Raw genomic sequence first — 19,396 nt, 5'->3', positions numbered from 1 at the left:
TGCACAATCCCCGCTGCTTAACCCATTGGGGTGATGTTTGATCTGCGAGGCGGGTGGGTTGGGCGCATGCTCGGGGCATGACGAGCCAGCCGCATGAGAGTCCGCCGACCGATGAGATCCCGGTTGCCGAACCGCCACCTGCCCCGGGTGTCTCGCCGATCAAACGGACCAGGATCAGCGGCACCTGGATCGCGGTCATCGTGGCCGCGGTCCTGATGATCTTCTTGCTGGTCTTCATTCTGGAGAATCTGACCACGGTCACGGTCGGCTTCCTGGGGATGGAAGGCAATCTGCCGCTGGGGGTGGCCTTGCTGTTCGCCGCGATCAGTGGGGCATTGCTTGTGGCGCTTGTGGGTGGGGCGAGGATTCTGCAGATCAGGCACCGGGTGCGGCGCAGCGACAAAGGCTAGCCCTTGATGATCTCCTCGTTGATCGCGCGGACCTCGGAGAAGTCCATTTTGGCCACCTGGCGGTCGTAGGTGAAGAAACCGTTGAGCTCGTGTTCGACGTCGGTGATCTGGGTGTAGATCGCGCCGCTGAGGCCGAGTTCGCGGGCTGCGTGCAGCAGGTCCCGCTGGTTTTCCACGTATCGGCGGGTCAGGGTGGGGATGTCCGGGGTCATTTCGTAGGCATCGCCCTCGCCGAACCACATGTGTCCTTCGACTTCGAGGCCGATGCCGCCGTGTTCGCCGTCGAGGGCGAACCGGGTCTCGTCGGGTGCGGGACGGGCTGGGCCGACGTAGTCATGCAGGTCGACGACGTCGCCGTGACCGGAGTCGCCGAATGAGTCGGGCAGGTTGAAACCGCTGTGCGCGTTGACTATCCGGGCCGGGTCGAGGGCTTTGACCTCGTCGGCGATCCGGCCGGTCGCCGCCAGCGACCACTCGCCCCAGCCTTCGTTGAACGGGATCCAGCCGAGGATGCACGTCCAGTTCTTCTTCTGGGCCACCAGTTCGTGGAGCTCGGCCTCGAACTGCGCCTGCGCCTCGGCCGGGGGACGCCCGATCTTGGTGCACGGCATGTCCTGCCAGACAAGCAGTCCCAGTTTGTCGGCGTGGTGATACCAGCGGTCCGGCTCGGTCTTGATGTGCTTGCGGACCGTGTTGAACCCGAGAACTTTGTTCTGTTCCAGGTCGAAGCGCAGGGCCTCGTCGGTCGGCGCGGTGTAGATCCCGTCCGGCCAGTAACCCTGGTCCAATGTGGACATCAGGAACAGTGGCTCGCCGTTCAGGGTGAAGCGAGGTTTGCCATCCGGGCCTGCTGCGATGTCGAACTCGCGCATTCCGAAGTAGGACGTCACCCGATCAACGACCGTGTCTCCTTGGCGCAGCACGACTTCGAGGTCGTACAGGAAAGGGGAGTCCGGTGACCATGGTTTGACGCCCGGGACCGGCAGTCGCAGGCTTGTCGAGCCGGTCGTCCGGCTGACAATCTCGTCGCCGTCGCGGACAATGGCCTCGACTGCGGCATCGCCTTGTGTTCTGACAGTCAGCGCGAGCGACTCGTCCGACAGCGACGGGACCATGTCCAGTGTGGACACGAATGCCGGGCCGACCGGTTCCAGCCACACCGTTTGCCAGATGCCTGACGCGCCGGTGTAGAAGATGCCGCGATCAGGCACGAGCCGCTGCTTGCCGACGGGCTGCCATGTCGCGTCGGCCCGGTCCTCGACGCCGACGATGATCTCCTGCGGGCCCTGTGCGTGCAGCGCTGCAGTGACGTCAAAGGAGAATGACCCGTACCCGCCCTGGTGGGAGCCGATTTCCTGGCCGTTGACGTAGACCGTCGCGCGGTAGTCCACCGCGCCGAAGTTCAGCCGGACCGCGCCTTGCCAGGACGCCGGGAGTTCGAAGGTCCGGCGGTACCACATGAAGTCCTCGTGCCGGGCTATCCCGGACAAGCCAGACTCGATGGGGTAGGGAACGAGCACGTGTTCGGCCAGCGTCCGGCCGGTCGGCGGTGCTTCCCCCGCCGCCGCGGCGGCGAATTCCCAGACTCCGTTGAGGTTCAGCCACTCCGGCCGGACCAGCTGCGGCCTGGGATACTCGGGCAGGGCGTTGGCGGGGGACACCAGGTGCGTCCACGGCGTGGGCAGCCGTGGCTCGGCCATCATCCAGTTGGCAACCATCACCTCGACGTTAACACGGCGATCGGTCAGTCCGTGTGCGGGATCTTGTCGCCGGGGATGACGCCGAACCGGCCGGACTGGAAGTCGTGCATGGCCTGCAGGATCTCATCGCGGGTGTTCATCACGAACGGGCCGTACTGCACGACAGGCTCCCGGATCGGCCGGCCACCGAGCAGCAGGATCTCGAGGTTCGGCTCAGCGGCCGGCTGACTGGTCGCGGCTTTCAGGGTGAGGGCGTCACCCTTGCCGAAGACCGCCAGCTGTCCTTTTCGGACAGGACGGGCCTCGGTGCCGACGGTTCCGTTGCCCGCGAGGACGTACGCGAGGGCGTTGAAGTCCGTGCGCCACGGCACCTGGAGCTCCGCGCCCGGGCTGATTGTGGCGTGCACCAACGTGATCGGCGTGAACGTCGAGCCCGGACCAGGGTGCCCGGCCACGTCACCGGCGATCACTCGCAGCAACGCGCCGCCGTCCGCGGAGGAGAGCAGCGAAGCCTGCTTCGCGCGGATGTCCTGGTAGCGTGGCGGGTTGAACTTGTTGGCACTGGGCAGGTTCACCCAGAGCTGGATGCCGTGGAACAGTCCGCCGGACATCACCAGGTGCTCCGGCGGCTTCTCGATGTGCAGGATGCCGCTGCCCGCGGTCATCCACTGCGTGTCGCCGTTGGTGATCGTGCCGCCGCCACCGTGTGAGTCCGCGTGCTCGAACACGCCATCGATGATGTACGTGACCGTCTCGAACCCGCGATGCGGGTGCCAGGCCGTGCCCCTCGGCTCACCGGGGGCGTATTCGACCTCGCCCATCTGGTCCATGTGGATGAACGGGTCGAGCTCGGCCGCGGCCACGCCGGCGAACGCGCGGCGCACCGGAAAGCCTTCGCCTTCGAAACCGGAGGGTGCCGTCGTGACCGCCCGCACCGGCCGCTGCTGAGCCGTGGTCGGGGGCGTCGCGATACGCGGCAAGGTCAAGGTGTCCGCGGTAACGGCCGGCATGGCTGACTCCTTGTCAGGTTGTTGAGCGTTCAACTTATCATGCCCAACGTGAACCTGCCGCCGCCCATTCCCGGTTTCGCGACCGGTCGTCACGGGGTAGTCGGCGATATGGGGTTCTTTCCGGGATTTACGCTGGACCTGGTCGACGTGCCTGGCGTTCGGCTGAGGGTGCGGCACGGCGGCACGGGAACGCCGGTGGTGCTGGTGCACGGCCACCCGCGAACGCACACCACCTGGTACCAGGTGGCTCCCATGCTGGCGGAGGACCACTTCGTGGTGTGCCCGGACCTGCGCGGATATGGCCAGTCAGGCAAACCGCCGAGTACCGACGACCACAGTCCGTACTCGAAACGGGCGATGGCCGCCGACATCGTCGAGTTGATGCGGGAGTTGGGGCACGAGACCTTCGCGATCGTGGGCCACGATCGTGGCGCCTGCGTGGCCTACCGTGCCGCGCTGGACCACCCTTCGGTCATCACGAAACTCGTGGTGATGGATGGCGTGCCGGTGGTCGAGGCACTCGATCGGTGCGACGCGACGTTCGCCCAGATGTGGTGGCACTGGTTCTTCTTCGGCCAGCTGGCCAAGCCCGCCGAGCGGGTGATCAGCGCCGATCCGGAGACCTGGTACAACGCTTGGACCAGCAACGGGCCCGACTGGCTCGGCACGCAGAACCACGCCGACTTCCTCGCCGCGATCCGTGACCCGGCGACCGTGCACGCGATGATCGAGGACTACCGGGCCGGGCTGGACGTCGACCGGCAGCACGACGAGGCGGACCGGGAGGCCGGGCGGCAGATCACCTGTCCCACCATGATGTTGTGGGCGCTGCGGGACGACATGGAAGAGCTCTACGGCGACCCGCTCGAGATCTGGGAACCGTGGTGCCCGCAGATCACCGGCCACGGCATCGACGCGGGCCACCACATCGCCGAGCAGGCGCCGAAGCAACTCGCTCAGGATCTTCGCGACTTCCTCGACTGACAGGCCGGCGACCCCAGGTCGCTGGCCTGTCAGTTCATGGTCACCGGACGCAGGGCGGGCCCTGGGGGGACGGTCCTGTGATGACGGCCGAAGGAGGAGGCGCTGCCGGTGTGCCGGCCAGGAAATTCGCCGTGAAACTGTGCGCCGTCGCCGGGTCGGCGGTGAGCATGTTGTCCGTGGTTACGCTGTTCACGACTGGGATGGTCACGAACGCCATGCTCGACTTCGCGGTCAGCCGCTGTGCCAGGCCCGCGATGTCCAGGCCCTGGTCGGCCACCACCTTCGACTTCACCACGGCTACCAGCCTCGCCAGACGCGCTGGGTCGGCGGGCAGGGCCGACACCTTGCTGAGCAGCCCTTGCAGGAATACCTGCTGACGCCGTAGGCGGTCCAGGTCCCCGTTCTCCGTGGTGCGGTTCCGGATGAACGCCAGGGCCCGGTCGCCGGCCAGTGTCTGCGGCCCGGCCGGGAAGACGAGCTGCTTGTCGATTCGGTCGGTGAGTGGCGCGGTCAGGCACACCTCGACGCCGCCGACCGCGTCACTCAGCTCGCCGAACCCGGCCATGTCGAGGATGACGTAGTGGGCGGGCTGAACCCCCGTGAGGTCCTTCACCGTCGTCATGAGCTTCTCGGCGCCTGCCGCGACAGGATCTGTGCCAGCTCGTTGCGCAGCCGTGAACGCGTCGAGATACACGGAGTTCAACCGGGCGCCTGTGCTGACCTTCGTGTCCCGTGGCAGCGAGACCCCACGGAAAGAGCCGTCTGCGCCGAGACGGGCCAGGACGACGGCGTCCGTGCGGTTAGTGCCGTCCGTCCCGACGAGCAGGATGTTCTGGTCGTCGGTGGTTCCCGGGGCAGACGCGGCGGAACCTGCCGGCGGCACCTCGTCACGTGAGGCGGCCAACGGCACGACGACGGCCACAACCGCCGCAGCGACAGCGAATCCGGCAACAGCCACGAGCATTGTCCGGTTGCGCTTGGGGTTCCGGCCTTCTCGCAGGTTGGCCCGCACGATGCCGGGATCGACTCGTTGCTCCGCCTCCGCAGTGATCGCCTGGCGGATAAGAACTTCCTCGTTCATGACACCTCCACGAGGCGATCGGCCGAGCGCAGTGCCTGCAGCGCTCGGGACAGGTGACTCCGGACTGTTCCCTCGGTGCAATTCAGCACGGTGGCGATTTCGGCGTCCGTACAGTCCTCGTAGTAACGCAGCACGATGGCTGCACGCTGCTTGCGCGGCAGCACGGCGATCCTTGCGCGCATGGCGTCGCGTTCGGCGTGCCGTATGGCGGGATCGCTGACGGGTGGTGCGAGCGTGTCGAGCGTTTTACTGGAGGTGGCGATGTCTCTGGCTGCCTTACGGCGACGCCATGACAGGTACTCGTTCGTCACCATCCTTTTGACGTAGAGGTATGGCGCGTCCATCGCCGCGATCCGAGCCCATCTGGGCTGCGCACGCAGCAGTACGTCCTGAACGATGTCCTGGGCCAGGTAGCGGTCACAGGTCAACGCGGTGGCGTACCGCAGCAGCCGATCGAGCCGATCAGTGACGAACTGGTCATAGCCGTCCGGCACCGCCGCTCCCTTCTGCCGAATGTCGATGTTGTGGCCGGGAAACCCATCAGCACCCTACGAATGTTGAATGCTGTGACCCGGCTCACACTCGACTTCAGGAAGGGGCCTGCTCCGACTGCCGGGCCACCAGCCGGGCATACCGGGTGCCCGCGCCGAGCAGGATCAGCCCGGCCCCGAGGAACGCGGCCACCCTGGCCAGCCCGTCCAGGGCGGCCAGGTCGAACAGGACCAGCTTGACCACCGCGGCGCCGACCAGCACCAGACCGACCACGCGGACAGGCTTGACCGCGATCCCGCGCAACAGCAGCACCAGCGCGGCCACGGTCCAGGACACGGTGATCGCGACGTGGCCGAGCAGGAACCCGGTCCGGTCCGGCTGGATCAGCAACGCGGTGCACAGCACGAGCCCAGCGGCGCCGTACAACGCGGCGATACCAGTGAGCAGCCACGGCACCAAGGACTTCGGCGTGTTCGCCCACGGCAGCAGCACGGAGATCGCCACGATCAGTCCGGAGGCCAGCAACCCGGCGGTGAGTGCGGCGGTCTCTGGCTGGACCGGATCGAGCAGCAGCAGACTGGGCGGCACGTCGTTGATGACCGCGAGCAGGCCGCCGAGCACGCCGAAGCCCAACCCGCCCCACCAGGCGACCTTGGTCCGGGCCAGCATCGCCACCAACGCGAGCAGAACGGCTTCGCCCATCAGGATCGCCGACCGTGTCGAGCCGTCGAACGCGATGGCCGTGGCTTGCAAGCCCGCGACCAGCGTCGCGGCGCCCGCGATCACCTCGACCCGGCGAGGCCACCACTTCCTCGCGCACCAGACGACGAGCATCAGGCCCGCGACCCCGCCTGACACGGCGACGGCCTGAGCCTTCGTCAGCACGACCACGGAAACGAGGGCAGGGATGGCCGCCATCGCCAGCAGGATCGGCCCGGCGTCGCTGTCCGGCTTGTGCCGCACCGACACAAGGCCCAGCACAGCGGCCGTCAGGGTGGTCATCAGCGCCAGCAACGCGTTCAGCATCGGGTCGGTCCCGGTGAAGCTCTGGTAGGACGTACCGAGCGCCGACGCGACGATCGCCGGGATACCCGCCGCGACCGGAATCGCCGACCAGCCCCTGGTCAGCTGCACGGGAACCGACGCGGCCTGGACCATCAGCAGGAACGCCACCAGCTCCGGGGAGAATCCGTCCGTGATCATCGGCGCGCACACCGCGCAGCCGATGATCACCGCGATCGCCAGCCCGATTTCGTTCCATTTGGCCGCCAGCAACTGCCCGGCCAATGCGATCACCAGCGCCAGCAACAGGCCCACGAATCGCGGCATGTCGTCGAACAACGTGGTCGCTGCGATCGTGTCGAGGTACAGCGCCGCGATGCCGGTGGCTGCCAGCGCGAGCGCGCCGGTCCGTCCGGCGGGGGAGCGATGCACCCACAGCCCGATCCCGATCAGTGCTCCGCCCAACGCGGCGCCGCCCAGCACCCGTGGCAACGGGCCGAGCCAGCCGCGTTGCACAGCAAGCACAAGCAGCAGCACAACGCCCAGCAACGTGACCGCACCACCAACCCACGCGAGCACGCGGCTGCCTGCACCATCCTTGCCGAGCGTCTCGAACAAAGAGGACTTCTGGCGTGGCGCAGGCATCCATTCCTGCGGGTACACCGGCGCAGGCATGACCGGCGCCGGGGGCGCCGGGGCAGGTTCGGCGATCGGCCTGGTCAGCTCCTCCGGCTGGTAACCGCGCAACTCGATGCTGATCTGGTCCAATCGCCGGCTGAGCTCGCTGACCTCGTCGGCCAGACGCAGTAACGGGTGCATACGGGCAAGAATCCCGGCCGGTGGCCGGCACGCAATCCGTAGCACTACTCATTCCCAGGTCACGATTGGGCACACTCCGGGGCACCACGTATCTGGCGACCTTCTCGCGGCCTCTCTTCCGGATATCCCCGTGACGGATTTCTCCGCACGGCTGCCGCTAGTGAAAACACTGTAAGGAAAGATCATGGACACCATTTCGTTGCCGGGCCGATCGGAGCCGAGCGGCATGGGCTGGCTGCCCGACCGGCCGGACGTCCGCGACCTGACGTTCGACTCACCCCAGGTCCGCAAGGTGCTCGCGGCCTCCGCCTCCAAGTCGCTGCAGGCGCTGGGCGAGAGCTCGGCGGACACTGCCACGGAACTGCCCGCGTCGGCCGACCTGCGTGAGTGGTTCTCCCCGGTCGAGGACCAGCGTGACCTCGGTTCGTGCACGGCGAACGCGGCCTGCGGGATCGTGGAGTACTTCCAGCGCCGGTCGTTCGGCAAGCACGTCGACATGTCCCGGCTGTTTCTCTACAAGGTCACCCGCCAGTACCTCGGCCTGACCGGCGACACCGGCGCGTACCTGCGCAGCACCATGGGCGCGTTGGCGCTGTTCGGGGTTCCGCCGGAGCGGTTCTGGCCCTACGAGATCGCCAAGTTCGAGGACGACCCGCCCGCGTTCAGCTTCGCGTACGCGCAGAACTTCCAGGCGCTCACGTATTTCCGGCTCGACCCGCCCGGCTCGACCGGTGAGCAGGTGCTGGCCACGGTCAAGAGCCACTTGGCCGCCGGGGTACCGGCGATGTTCGGGTTCACTGTGTACTCGAGCATCAGCAGGCCCAAGAACCCCGGTGAGATCCCGTATCCGGCGCGGGGCGAGAGTGTCGAGGGTGGACACGCGATCGTGGCCGTCGGCTACGACGACGCGAAGACCGTGAAGAACCCCGTGGACGGCAAGACCCAGACCGGTGCGTTGCTGATCCGCAACTCGTGGGGCGAGTCCTGGGGTGAGGACGGTTACGGCTGGCTGCCGTTCGAGTATGTGCGGCAAGGACTCGCCGAGGACTGGTGGGCGATGACCGCCGCGGAGTGGGTGGAGACGTCCGCGTTCGACGAGTGAGTCCTACTGTCCATTGAGGATCTCGTCGTGCGCCCGGCGCAGCTGCGCGCCTGGTTCGATGCCGAGCTGGTCCACCAGTGCCGCCCTGGCCCGCTGGTAGACCTCCAGTGCTTCGGCACGCCGCCCGGCATCGGCCAGCGCGCGCATGAACTGGGCCGCGAACCGTTCCCGTAACGGGTACTGCCGCACGAGCGCGTCGAGCCGGCCGAGGACCTCGGTCGCCCGGCCGGCCGCGAGCTCGGCATCGACCCATTCCTCCACGACCGTGATGCGTTCGGTCTCCAGCCGGATCGCCTCCAGTTCCAGGTGGGGCTGGTCCATCGCGCACAGTTCCGGGCTGCGCCACTGCTCCAGCGCCTGCCGGAAGTGCCGCGCGGCCAGCGCGTGGTCACCGTCGCGGGCCGCCCGGCGCCCGGCGTCCACCTCGGCGTGGAACGTCAGCAGGTCGAGGTCGGCGACGTCGACCGTGATCCGGTAGCCCCCGGTGACCAGGTCGATCGGGATCCCGCGGTCACGCAGGCGGGACACGTAGGTGTGCAGGTTCGACGCGTACGACTTCGGCGGCGTGTCGCCCCACAGCACTTCCACCAACCGGCGGACCGGGACCGGGCGGTTGGCATGGAACAGCAATTCGGTCAGCAACGCCGGCAACCTGTTGCCGCGCAAGGCGACGGGGGAGCCGTCGCCGGCGGACACGGTCAGCGGCCCCAACACGCCGAACCTGATGTCGGTCTCCTCTGCGGTCTTCGTCATGACAGCCATCACCATGCCCCCAGTTCCTGTCGGTGTTCCGTGGCCAGTTCGTGTGTTACGCCGAAATATGACCACGAGCGTGTGAACTCTGTCAACACGAGTTTCGGTGATGAGGTATGTTTCCCCTGTCTGGACGTGTGAACTTGGAAGGGAGCGAGGCCGGTGTCGAACGAGGCTGCCGTCACGGCGGCGGACATCGCCAGGCTGGCCGGGGTGGGCCGGGCCGCGGTGAGCAACTGGCGCCGCCGGTACGAGGACTTCCCCACGCCTGTCGGCGGCACCCCCAACAGCCCGCTGTTCACCCTTGCCGAGGTTGAGAAATGGCTGCGTGAGCAGGGCAAACTCCAGGCCGTCTCGCCGTGGGAACGACTGTGGCAGCTCATCGAGGCCCATCGCGGCGACCAGGAACCGGCCGACGTGCTGGCCGCGATCGGTGCCTACCTGCTGCGCCGGTCCGACGGCGAACCGGTCGCCCCCGCGCTGATCCACGAGGTCGCGGCGCTGGCCAACGAACACGGCGCGCTGGCCACGGCCGAGGCGCTGTGGGAGCGGTTCGTGCAGGCCAACGCCCGCTGGATGGCGGTCACGCCGCCGGAGATGTCCAAACTCGTGGCCGAACTCGCCGGCCTGTCGACCGGCTCGGTGTTCGATCCGGCCTGCGGGGCTGGTTCCCTGCTCGCGTCGGTCGCGGGCCGGACCGGGGGACCAGTGCGGTGCCTCGGCCAGGAGATCGACCCGGGCCTGGCTTCGCTCGCCGAAGTCCGGCTGACGCTGCGGGGCGTGCCGGTGTCGATCACAGCGGGGGACTCCCTGCTGCACGACGGCTATCCCGGTGAGCTCGCCGACCTGGTCGTCTGCGACCCGCCGGTCGGCGAACGCCAGTGGGGCCACGAGGAACTCATGCACGACCAGCGTTGGGAGTACGGCGTCCCGCCGCGGATGGAGTCCGAACTCGCCTGGGTGCAGCACGCGTTGTCGCACGTCAAACCCGGCGGCCTGGTCGCGATCACGATGCCGCCGTCGGTCGCCGCCCGCCGCTCGGGCCGCCGGATCCGAGCGGAACTGCTGCGCCGGGGCGCCTTGCGGGCAGTGCTGGCGCTTCCCGGGCCCGTGCACCTGTGGCTGCTGCGCCGGCCGGGGCGTCCGGTCGAGCCGAATTTGCTGGTCCTTGAGGCGACAACGCTGCAATGGGAGCACGCGTCCGGCCTCGCGATCACAGCATGGAGGGCGTTCGACGCGCCCGACCGGGCCGTCGAGGAGGAGCCGGGCGTGTCCCGCACGATCCCGGCGCTGGAGTTGCTGGGGGAGGAGGTCGACCTGACCCCGGCCCGCAACCTGCCGATCTCCGCCGCGCCGGACACCGCGGAGAAACTGCTTGCCGGGCACCGGGAGCTGACCAAGCGGCTGGGTGCGCTGGCGCCCATGCTGCCGGCGTTGGACTGGACCGGACGCAACCGTCAGCACCTGGCGATGACGACCGTGGCCGAGCTGCTCAAAACGAGTGCTTTGGTGTTGTTGCAATCGGATGCGCCCACCACGCTGTCCGGCGACGCGCTGCCGGTGCTGGACTTGCAGGACGTCCTCGCCGACCGGGCCGCGTCCCGGCGGATCTCCCGTGAGCTCGCCGGCAACGCTGTGCGGGTCGAGCCAGGTGATGTCGTACTGCCGACGTCAGGACACCGCCTGGTCGCGCGGGTTGCGGTGGACGCGGGCGCGGTCCTCGGCCGGGGACTGTGCCTGCTGCGGCCCAACCCGGAGGTGCTCGACCCGTGGTTCCTCGCCGGGTTCCTGAGCGGGTCCGCCAACTCCCGGCAGGCCAGCACCCATCTGTCCGCGGCTGCCCGGCTGGACGTCCGGCGGTGCGAGATTCCTAGGATGCCCCTGGCCGAGCAGCACCGGTATGCGGCAGTCTTCTGCGCACTGGGGACGTTCGGCACCGCGCTCGGCCGCGCCGCGGCGCTGGCCGGGCAGGTTGTGCAAGCCACTGTGGACGGTCTGGTAGACGGGTTGGTCACGCCAGAGAGGAACTAGAAGTGCAGCGCATCGTCGGTGACCGGTACTCGCTCGTCCGGCCGTTGGGCCGCGGCGGAATGGGCGAGGTGTGGCTCGGCCGGGACACCCGTCTGGACCGGGACGTGGCCGTCAAGCTGCTGCGGCCGAGTTCGCTGCCCGCGGGCGCCGACGTGGAGGCGCTGATCAACCGGTTCGCGCGGGAGGCGCGGCTGACCGCGAAGCTGGAGAACCCGGGCGTTCCGGCCGTCTACGACACCGGCCAGGACGAGGACGACCTGTTCCTGGTGATGCAGGTGATCGGCGGTGCCGACCTGGCCGAGTTCCAGGCGGAGAACGAACCCGTGCCAGTGGGCTGGGTGGTCGCCATCGGCGCGCAGATCGCGTCGGTGCTCGGCGCCGCGCACGGGGCCGGGTTGATCCACCGGGATCTCAAGCCGCGCAACGTGATGATCACCGAGAACGGTGAGATCAAGGTGCTGGACTTCGGTATCGCGGTACTGCGGGACGTCGACATGACCCGGATCACCCGCACTTCGGAGGCCGTCGGCACGCCCGCGTACATGGCGCCGGAACAGGCGATGCACGGCCAGTTCAGCCCCAGCAGCGATCTCTACTCGCTCGGATGCGTGCTCTATGAGCTGCTCACCGGCAAGTACGTGTTCGACGCGCAGACGCCGCTCGCGATGATGCACCGGCACTTCGCCGACACGCCTGAGCCGGTCCTTTCGCTGCGCCCGGATGCCGGGCCTCGGCTGGCCGACCTGGTCGCGCGGCTGCTGGCCAAGAAACCGGAAGCGCGGCCCGCGGACGCCCGCGAGGTCTACGACACGCTCTTGCCGCTCTTACCCCCGCCGGTGCACAACGGCGCCCGCATCCCGATGGACCCGACCCGGCCGTTCCGCGACCAGCTTGCCGTGCCGCAGCGCCCCGAACGGTCGCTTTCCGTGCAGGCAGGGCCGGTAGACCCGCCCACGATGCCTGTCCTCCGGCCGGTCACACCCGCGCCGACTCTGATCACGCCTCCGCCGATGGCCCAGCCTTTCACGAACCCGCCTTTCGTGACGCCACAGCCGATGCCTGCCGGCGTGCCCACGCCCGTCCCGATGGCCCCGATCGACACGCCGGGCAAGCGGATGTGGGAAGGCACGCTGCTGTCGATCGGATTCACCGTGCTCGCGGTCCTCGCAGCCGAGATGGTGGGGCGCAAGAGCGTGCCCGACCCGGCGGCGACGATCTCGATCGGCGTCATCCTGCTGTTCTTCGGGCTGCGGATGCGCCAGCGCCGGATGCAGCTGCGGTACTTCTTCTCGATCGGCGGATTCCGCAAGCCGCCGCGCCTGACCAGTCGCACCGAGCGCATCCTCGAACGGGTGCTGCTGATCATCGGCGCGATGATGTTCCTGGTCTACACCATCTCCACGATCATCTACCTCAACGGCGGCACCTGGGACTTCACCTCCACGACACCGGCCAGCGGCATCATCTTCAGCCTGGCCGCGCTGATCCCCGGCGTGCTCATGCGCCAGCACCGGCTGGGCAAGCCCTATCCCTGGACCCCGTAGTACGAGTGGACCGCGGGTTGTCCGGTGTAGTTGGGTCCCGCGTCCTTGTCCGCGCCGAGATATCGCAGGCCGAAGCCGACCGGCCCGGTGATCCGGATTCGCTTGTTCCGGCCGTCGTAGTGAACACCGTTCTGGCGTAGAACCTTGGGCCCCATCGGGCGGATCGACTGTGCGTCGAGGTTCGCCACCAGGACCCCGCCCGGCGTGAGCCACCGCGAGGCTTTCTCCAGCAGACCGAGTTTGTCGCCCACATAGTGCAATCCGTGGACACAGGTGATCAGGTCGAAGTCTGCATCCGGCTGCCACTCACCGGCGGACGCCGCGATCAGCGTGACGTTGGGCGGCACCGGGCCCGCGAAGAAGCCGACCAGGTCAACCCCGGTGATCTCCGGGACGAGCGGTGCCGCCTCGATCAACGCACGGCCGCTGCCGCAACAGAGGTCCAGCCACCGTCGCGGCTGGTGACCCGCGATGTCGAAGCCCAGCACCGCGGCGTATCCATCCCGTCCGGTCAGGTCCCGGGTCCGGTTCATCGCCCGGTTGGCCACCACCGACGATCGCGCCAGTTCGGCGTCGTCAACCAGATCCACCAACCCATTCTTCCGCCATTGCGGGGTCTGGGCTAGTACGCTGGGTGACGTGCGAATCCGCTCCGCAATCATCGCGGCGGTGGCGACTGTGGGTCTCGGTGGCGCCGGTGAGGCGTCGGCCCAGCCCTCGGCCGGTCCGCTAGGTCCGCTCGCTGATGTCGCTGCCAGCCGGATACTGCTCGGCGACAAGGTGGCTGCCGCGAAGTTCGGCACCACGCTGCCCATCGACGATCCCGTCCGGGAGCAGCAGGTTCTCGACACGGTGGCGGCCAAGTCCACGGCCATGGGGCTGCCGCCGGAGACCAGTGTGCGGTTCTTCCGGGCGCAGATCGAGGCGAACAAGATCGTCCAACGTGGACTGTTCCGGTACTGGACGCGGCACCCGGACAAGGTGCCTGCCCACCGGCCTGACCTGGCAGGCGAGGTGCGCCCGCAACTGGACCGGATCACCGGGGAGATCCTGGATCAATTGCGGGCAACACTCACGATTCGCCGCCCCAGCGTGGAGTGCCTCGTGTGGCGGCTGGAGGCGGAGCTGTCCGCCGATATAGTTCATCGGCTGGACAAATTGCACCGCGACGCGCTGTCGGTGTCGTTGCGGCCGTCCTGCGATCGCTGAGTTCTTTTCACGTTCTTGGCACTTCACTCTCTCAGTCGAAGTCGCAGCCCGGGTTCGGCGCGTCGTCGGACAGCGGGCTGCCCGCGGGCAGAACGTAGAGAACTTCCAGCACAACAGGCTTCTTTCCGAGATTGCGCCCGATGTGCACATGGTCCGTCCCGGACGGTTCGGTGAACGCGCTGCCCTTCGGGTAGACGTCCGTGCTCGTGCAGTCGGACTCCGTGTGGGTCAGGGTTCCCGCTCGTACCAGGGCAAACAGCGTGCCGCGGTGGTAGTGCCAGCCGGTCGAACCGCCGGGGTCGAGTGTGATCTCGCGGACGATGTAGTCCTTGCCACCGAACGTTGTCTTGCTGATGATGGTGCCGGTGACACCACGGGACGGGGTGGCGTTCGCCGCTGTGACCGACAGAGCGAGTGTGCTGACCACCGCCCCGATGAGTGCGGCTAGGCGCATATTCGCATCCTCTCGTGGCCGGGACTGGTCATTCTGCCGGACATCCGCCATCGTGGACTGTCCACAGTTGACGCTTATCCTGGCGGATGCCCGAATTGCCACTCCGAACTGCGCGAAAACTCCAGGCGGAGCGCCTCGTCGGTGGCCTTTTGCGGTGTAGCGTCGGCATTGTCGCACTGTGATGGGGTGCGACGTCGAAAGAATCCGCTTGGTAGAGCCAGTACGAGGGCAGGGCTCGTGCTTGTTCATCTCCGGCTGCCGTCACCCCCTTCGGCATCCGGCAGCCAGCGGGGCAGCCTGGTGTGGTGTCGGCGCTGGCACCACACCGGGTGATCTAGGAGAGCTAGTCCTTGTGACCGGGAGTCGTGCAGAGATGAAGTCCACAACCACATCGCGTGTCGTCATTCTGGACAAGGAGCAGCGGGAACTGTTGCGGCTGCTCGCAACCGGCCTGCCGGACACCGCGATCGCCCGCCGGATGTCGCTGGCGCCACGCACCCTGGCGCGCAGGATCTCCAGCCTGTACCAGATGCTCCAGGCGGACAACCGCTTCCAGGCCGGTGCCGCCGCGGAACGTCTCGGCCTGCTGTCGGGCGCTCGTACCGGCGAAAGCCAGAAGTCGATCGCCGTCTGACGATCTGTTCGAACACGTGTTCGACTCCTGTGGTAGTTTCTGGTGACATGCGGAGTCGAGTGATCAGGGTCTATCAGCCGTGGCCGACGCCAGTCCGGGCTGCCCGCTACAGCGATCCGGCCGTACTGCCGGAGATCGGCGCCTGGGTGACGAGGTTGCGTGACCAAGGACTGGTCCCGCCAGACGTCGGCTTCGTCATCCGGGACGGTGCAGCCGGCCCGGTTGGTGTACTGGGCGACCGGGCCGGTGAGCACGAGTTACGGCCTGCGGGCTTTCTGGTCTTCGGCCGTGGCCGCCTGCAGGTCCTCGACGAGTCAGCCTTCTTCGGCCAGTACCACGACCCGGCCCGGGACGAGATCTGACGAGAACCTGTTCTAGGCGCGGCCGGTCAGTTCGACCGCCGGACTGTTGAACCGGCGTTCGCGCTCGCGGATTGTGAGGTCGGTGAAACCGGCCGCGGCGGCCTCGGCGCTGAGTTGAGCGGCGGTGACGGGCAGGACGTGGCGGTGCGCGGTGATCACCAGGCGGCCGCCCGGTCGTAGTACCCGGCGCAGCTCGGCGAATCCGGCGGAGCGGTTCCAGAGCATCACGTTGTTCACCGAGATCGCCGCGTCCATGCTGTTGTCGGCACATCCGGTCTGATCGGCTGTGCGGCCGCGCAGTTCCACCACGCCCGACTTGATCTCGGTGGCGCATCGTGCGGCGGCCATGTCCCGCATCGCAGGTGAGGGGTCGATGCCAATGACGTGCCCGGTCGGGCTCACGGCTTTGGCGGCCAGTTCGAGCCCGATGCCGGGACCGTGCCCGACAACGACGACGTTCTCGCCTGCTTGCAAGCCGGCCTGGTCGGTGGCTTGACGCTCCTGTTCGGCGTTGCCGCGGGCCATGATTCTGCCGCCGAGCCGGCCGAGCGGCCCGTGTGGCCGGCCGAACGTGACGTCCAGTAAGCGGGTGAGCATGGTCCCAGTGCATCACCGTGCTGGTCCGGTCGCCATTGCGGAACTGAAACACGTTCTAATATCGTGGCGGTGTGAAATACGGGATCGTGCTGTTCACCAGTGACCGCGGGATCACCCCGGCCGCCGCGGCGGCCGCGGCTGAGCAAGCCGGGTTCGACTCGTTCTACGTGCCTGAACACACGCACATCCCGATCAAGCGGGAGTCGCCGCACCCACGCACAGGCGACGCGTCGCTTCCCGATGACCGGTACAAGCGGACGCTCGACCCGTGGGTCGCACTCGCGACCGCCGCGTCGGTGACCACGCGGATCAGGCTCGCCACGGCGGTCGCGCTCCCGGTCGAGAGCGACCCCATCACGCTGGCCAAAACCATTGCCAGCCTTGACCACCTCTCCGGCGGCCGGGTCACGCTCGGCGCCGGATTCGGCTGGAACGTCGACGAGTTGACCGACCACGGCGTGCCCGGCGCGAAACGCCGGACAGTCCTGCGCGAGTACATCGAAGCAATGCGTGCACTATGGACAGACGACGAAGCGAGCTACGCCGGCGAGTTCGTCTCGTTCGGCCCCAGCTGGGCGTGGCCGAAGCCGCTGCAGTCCCGGATTCCCCTGCTGATCGGAGCCGGCGGCACCGAGAAGACCTTCCGCTGGATCGTCCGTTCGGCCGACGGCTGGATCACCACACCATCCGATGTGGACATAGACAGCCAGGTCGCCATGCTGCAAGAGATGTGGCGCGACGCCGGACGGCACGGCGAACCCCGGATCATGGCCCTCGGCGGCCGCCCCGACCCGGACCGCCTGTCCCATCTGGCCGGAATCGGCGTGACCGAAGTGATCTTCGGCCTGCCGGACCGGGCCCCCGCCGACGTCGCCGACTGGATCGGCCGCCTCGCCGGAAAACTCGGCATGAGTTCCTAGCAGAGTCAGGGCTTGCTGGTTTCGCCCAGTCGTGTGATGGGGACGAGCATCAGCAGGCCGAGGCCGCCCAACAGGCCGAACGCGAGCTGGAAGTCGCCGGCAGCGTCACGCAATGCGCCCACCAGCAGGGGAGCCAACGCGGCGCAGGCGTAGCCGATGAAGAAGGCCATCGCGCTGATTCGCCCCGCTTCGCGCGGATCGCGGCTGACCACCACGGGAAGCGTCAGCACAAGCGTGAACAAGCCACCGTGCTGCACAGCTGCGTCACGCTCAGCCAGAGCCGAGAGCCGGTACCGGCGGCGCGACTGGCCGAACTGCACGGCACCCCGCCCGCCTACACAGCCAAGCACCTCCAGGCGCTGTCCAGGGCCGGCATCGTCCACTCCACCGCCGGACAAGTCGGCGGATACATCCTCACCAGGTCCGCCTCAGCCATCAGCGTGCTGGAGGTAGTGCACGCCATCGACGGCGACCAACCGGCCTACCGATGCACCGAGATCAGGCAGCGCGGACCACTCGGCATCCCCGAAACGCAATGCACACGCCCCTGCGCAATCGCCCGCGCCATGACAGTCGCCCAGAACGCGTGGTCACAAGCACTCGCCCGCACCTCCATCGCCGACCTGGCCACCGACATCGACTCGGACAGCAACGGAACCGCCATGGCCGACGTCCGCCAATGGCTGTCCACCCCCTGAAAAGGCAACCAAACCCCGGTCCGCTCAAAGACCAGGCGTTGATCAGTTCGGCCAGTTCCCAGCGCGACAGCGATTCGACGACATTGCCGCAGAATTGCTGCCTTACGTTTGAACGATATGCCGGACAGTGTCGCGGAGCGTGGACGGAGCAGTGGGTTGCCGATTGATCTGGTCGGCGGTTCTCGCCAGCAGAGTGACGGCGCGAGCCGAGCCGATGCCACCAGCGTTCGCTGCGAGTTCCTCGGCGATGTCCTGAGCGTCTCGCCAGGCCTGTGCCTTGATCAGATCGGACAATAGCCGCGCGGTGAAGACCACCCGGTAGCGGGGCGTTTCCTTCTTTGCGGCTTTGACTACGCCATAGAGCAAAGGAATGCCGCGTCCAGGGTCGCCCAGTTCGCTGTATGCGGCGCCGTGTTGCCCGTCGATTTCGTGAGCATCGATCCACCACGCCCATGCAGGGTCAGACTCGGAAACTCCGTCCAGGAACAGTGACTGTGCCTGGTTGAATGCTTTGAGACTGTCGGCGCGGCTACCGGCACGGGAGTAGGCGCGAGCCTGGCGAATCAACGACATGGCATGCACGCGCGGAGAAATCCTTCCGCCATCGATGATCGTCTGGGCGATCAGGATGGATTCTCTGGTGCGACCCAGGTAACCGGCCTGCATGCCGGCGTTCAGCAGGGTCAGATGCTCGATGTCCTTGTCGCCGGCCAGCCGGGCAAGGTGAAGCGCTTCATGGTTCAGTTCGGTCGCGAGTGCTTGCCGGTCCGCGTCGAAGGCGATCCATCCGGCCACTTCGGCCAGCTCAGCCCCAGCTGAGTAGAGGTCACGTTCCGCGCCTGGCAGATAGTTACCGCTGTGGACGCGTTGCCGGACAACCCGAAAGGCGCGGTTCGCCAACCCCGCGACCTCGATGCCACCCCACTGGTTGTCCAGTTCGATCAACTGCTGTGAGGTAACCCGCACTTGCGTCACATAACTTTGATCAGCCGGGACTTCAGGGTTCCACGAAGGCAGCGACATACCTGCGCACCCGTTGGTGATGGCCGGTTCAGCGTCCGACGCGCCTGCTGGGCGGTCAACTCGCGCTGTGTGTCCACGCCGCCGGAGATGGTCATCCGCCTTCTCCGGCGAGACGTAGGGTGCCAGCAGCTCGGCGGCTGTCCATCCTGGAAAAATAGCCTCCAGGACAACACAGTGCTCATCGCGGGGCAGGTTCTTCACCCGGCCGGTCACCCACCGCTTGTACGTCGCATCGCTCGGATATGAATCCGCCAGATTCTTGTCCAGCTTCCGTGCGGCTTCCTGATATGCCCGCTTGAATCGGCGATAGCTGGTGAGATGCTTTTCCCGCAGCAGCGCTTTCAGCATGGTTCGCGGCATGGGTGCCGACTCGCTTGACCTCGTCGGCTGCTGCGCCGCCTCATCACGCATGTTGGCCCCTTGTCCCCGCTGTCTCATGCTTCGCATTCAGAGTAGCCCTGACTGGGCTGGAGCACGGACGCCATCAAGATCGGCAAAGCGGTGTCGCCGAGCGCCCCTCAATGAGCCGAAATGATCTCGATATGCACTCCAGGTGATCGCGCGCCGGCGG

21 protein-coding genes are annotated in these 19,396 nt (G+C 67.4%); 10 read left to right on the top strand and 11 right to left on the bottom strand.

Annotated elements, in window-relative coordinates:
- Window positions 1-77: 77 nt before the first annotated feature.
- Complete coding sequence (locus JOF56_RS50300; protein ID WP_209646533.1) at window positions 78-410, top strand: LapA family protein; 333 nt, start codon at window positions 78-80, stop codon at window positions 408-410.
- Here JOF56_RS50300 and JOF56_RS50295 read toward each other — a convergent pair.
- Window positions 407-2,128 carry a glycoside hydrolase family 2 protein gene (locus JOF56_RS50295; protein WP_209646532.1) on the bottom strand — a complete coding sequence of 574 codons (1,722 nt, stop codon included), beginning with the start codon at window positions 2,126-2,128 and terminating at the stop codon, window positions 407-409. The two genes, JOF56_RS50300 and JOF56_RS50295, sit on opposite strands and share 4 nt — an antisense overlap.
- 26 nt (window positions 2,129-2,154) lie before the next feature.
- Window positions 2,155-3,120 (bottom strand): pirin family protein, encoded by a 966-nt coding sequence (locus tag JOF56_RS50290; protein ID WP_209646531.1) that lies wholly within the window; start codon window positions 3,118-3,120, stop codon window positions 2,155-2,157.
- A gap of 48 nt (window positions 3,121-3,168) precedes the next feature.
- Here JOF56_RS50290 and JOF56_RS50285 point away from each other — a divergent pair, with 48 nt between their 5' ends.
- The gene (locus JOF56_RS50285; protein WP_307855638.1) at window positions 3,169-4,104 is read left to right on the top strand and encodes an alpha/beta fold hydrolase; all 936 of its coding nucleotides are present in this window, start codon (window positions 3,169-3,171) and stop codon (window positions 4,102-4,104) included.
- A gap of 40 nt (window positions 4,105-4,144) precedes the next feature.
- Here JOF56_RS50285 and JOF56_RS50280 read toward each other — a convergent pair whose 3' ends face one another.
- The 3 genes from JOF56_RS50280 to JOF56_RS50270 all read right to left on the bottom strand — a co-directional run bounded on the left by JOF56_RS50280 (window position 4,145) and on the right by JOF56_RS50270 (window position 7,498).
- On the bottom strand, window positions 4,145-5,185 hold the full coding sequence (locus tag JOF56_RS50280; protein WP_209646530.1) for an LCP family protein: 1,041 nt from the start codon (window positions 5,183-5,185) through the stop codon (window positions 4,145-4,147).
- Complete coding sequence (locus tag JOF56_RS50275; RefSeq protein ID WP_209646529.1) at window positions 5,182-5,679, bottom strand: SigE family RNA polymerase sigma factor; 498 nt, start codon at window positions 5,677-5,679, stop codon at window positions 5,182-5,184. Before JOF56_RS50275 ends, JOF56_RS50280 begins: the two co-directional genes overlap by 4 nt.
- A gap of 94 nt (window positions 5,680-5,773) precedes the next feature.
- On the bottom strand, window positions 5,774-7,498 hold the full coding sequence (locus tag JOF56_RS50270; RefSeq protein ID WP_209646528.1) for a DUF2339 domain-containing protein: 1,725 nt from the start codon (window positions 7,496-7,498) through the stop codon (window positions 5,774-5,776).
- A gap of 184 nt (window positions 7,499-7,682) precedes the next feature.
- On the opposite strand from JOF56_RS50270, the gene JOF56_RS50265 reads away from it, so the two are divergent.
- The gene (locus JOF56_RS50265) at window positions 7,683-8,600 is read left to right on the top strand and encodes a C1 family peptidase (protein WP_209646527.1); all 918 of its coding nucleotides are present in this window, start codon (window positions 7,683-7,685) and stop codon (window positions 8,598-8,600) included.
- 3 nt (window positions 8,601-8,603) lie between these two features.
- Here JOF56_RS50265 and JOF56_RS50260 read toward each other — a convergent pair whose 3' ends face one another.
- On the bottom strand, window positions 8,604-9,353 hold the full coding sequence (locus tag JOF56_RS50260; RefSeq protein ID WP_209646526.1) for an AfsR/SARP family transcriptional regulator: 750 nt from the start codon (window positions 9,351-9,353) through the stop codon (window positions 8,604-8,606).
- A gap of 162 nt (window positions 9,354-9,515) precedes the next feature.
- Between JOF56_RS50260 and JOF56_RS50255 the strand changes: the two genes are divergently transcribed.
- Window positions 9,516-11,384: an N-6 DNA methylase gene (locus tag JOF56_RS50255; protein ID WP_209646525.1), complete on the top strand. Its 1,869-nt coding sequence runs from the start codon at window positions 9,516-9,518 to the stop codon at window positions 11,382-11,384.
- 2 nt (window positions 11,385-11,386) lie between these two features.
- Entirely contained in the window at window positions 11,387-12,928 is a 1,542-nt protein-coding gene (locus JOF56_RS50250; protein WP_209646524.1) for a serine/threonine-protein kinase, read from the top strand.
- Here the strand turns inward: JOF56_RS50250 and JOF56_RS50245 are convergent.
- Complete coding sequence (locus JOF56_RS50245) at window positions 12,910-13,518, bottom strand: class I SAM-dependent methyltransferase (protein WP_307855637.1); 609 nt, start codon at window positions 13,516-13,518, stop codon at window positions 12,910-12,912. The genes JOF56_RS50250 and JOF56_RS50245 overlap by 19 nt on opposite strands.
- 49 nt (window positions 13,519-13,567) lie before the next feature.
- On the opposite strand from JOF56_RS50245, the gene aroQ reads away from it, so the two are divergent.
- Complete coding sequence (gene aroQ / locus JOF56_RS50240; RefSeq protein ID WP_209646523.1) at window positions 13,568-14,137, top strand: gamma subclass chorismate mutase AroQ; 570 nt, start codon at window positions 13,568-13,570, stop codon at window positions 14,135-14,137.
- A gap of 31 nt (window positions 14,138-14,168) precedes the next feature.
- Here aroQ and JOF56_RS50235 read toward each other — a convergent pair whose 3' ends face one another.
- The gene (locus tag JOF56_RS50235) at window positions 14,169-14,591 is read right to left on the bottom strand and encodes a cupin domain-containing protein (RefSeq protein WP_209646522.1); all 423 of its coding nucleotides are present in this window, start codon (window positions 14,589-14,591) and stop codon (window positions 14,169-14,171) included.
- A gap of 373 nt (window positions 14,592-14,964) precedes the next feature.
- Here JOF56_RS50235 and JOF56_RS50230 point away from each other — a divergent pair, with 373 nt between their 5' ends.
- Together JOF56_RS50230 and JOF56_RS50225 are read left to right on the top strand one after the other, a co-directional pair.
- Window positions 14,965-15,225, top strand: coding sequence for a LuxR C-terminal-related transcriptional regulator (locus JOF56_RS50230; RefSeq protein ID WP_209646521.1), 261 nt, complete (start codon window positions 14,965-14,967; stop codon window positions 15,223-15,225).
- Window positions 15,226-15,272: 47 nt separating this feature from the next.
- Complete coding sequence (locus JOF56_RS50225) at window positions 15,273-15,587, top strand: hypothetical protein (protein ID WP_209646520.1); 315 nt, start codon at window positions 15,273-15,275, stop codon at window positions 15,585-15,587.
- 12 nt (window positions 15,588-15,599) lie between these two features.
- On the opposite strand, the gene JOF56_RS50220 is transcribed toward JOF56_RS50225, so the two are convergent.
- Window positions 15,600-16,184 carry a methyltransferase domain-containing protein gene (locus JOF56_RS50220; RefSeq protein ID WP_209646519.1) on the bottom strand — a complete coding sequence of 195 codons (585 nt, stop codon included), beginning with the start codon at window positions 16,182-16,184 and terminating at the stop codon, window positions 15,600-15,602.
- Between the two features lie 71 nt (window positions 16,185-16,255).
- Here JOF56_RS50220 and JOF56_RS50215 point away from each other — a divergent pair, with 71 nt between their 5' ends.
- Window positions 16,256-17,104, top strand: coding sequence for an LLM class F420-dependent oxidoreductase (locus JOF56_RS50215; protein WP_209646518.1), 849 nt, complete (start codon window positions 16,256-16,258; stop codon window positions 17,102-17,104).
- A 5-nt stretch (window positions 17,105-17,109) separates the two neighbouring features.
- Here the strand turns inward: JOF56_RS50215 and JOF56_RS50210 are convergent, their stop codons facing one another.
- Window positions 17,110-17,346, bottom strand: a complete 237-nt coding sequence (locus JOF56_RS50210) for a hypothetical protein (RefSeq protein ID WP_209646517.1) — start codon at window positions 17,344-17,346, stop codon at window positions 17,110-17,112.
- Window positions 17,347-17,352: 6 nt separating this feature from the next.
- Here JOF56_RS50210 and JOF56_RS50205 point away from each other — a divergent pair, with 6 nt between their 5' ends.
- Entirely contained in the window at window positions 17,353-17,802 is a 450-nt protein-coding gene (locus JOF56_RS50205) for an RrF2 family transcriptional regulator (protein WP_209646516.1), read from the top strand.
- Window positions 17,803-17,904: 102 nt separating this feature from the next.
- Here JOF56_RS50205 and JOF56_RS50200 read toward each other — a convergent pair whose 3' ends face one another.
- Entirely contained in the window at window positions 17,905-19,173 is a 1,269-nt protein-coding gene (locus tag JOF56_RS50200) for an NsdA family TPR-like regulatory protein (protein WP_504739857.1), read from the bottom strand.
- Between the last annotated feature and the right edge of the window lie 223 nt (window positions 19,174-19,396).

It is taken from the genome of Kibdelosporangium banguiense (assembly GCF_017876405.1).
GTDB classification, from domain to species: domain Bacteria; phylum Actinomycetota; class Actinomycetes; order Mycobacteriales; family Pseudonocardiaceae; genus Kibdelosporangium; species Kibdelosporangium banguiense.
The sequence above is the reverse complement of the archived record's forward strand: the minus strand, read 5'-3'. Positions and strand labels throughout refer to the sequence as shown.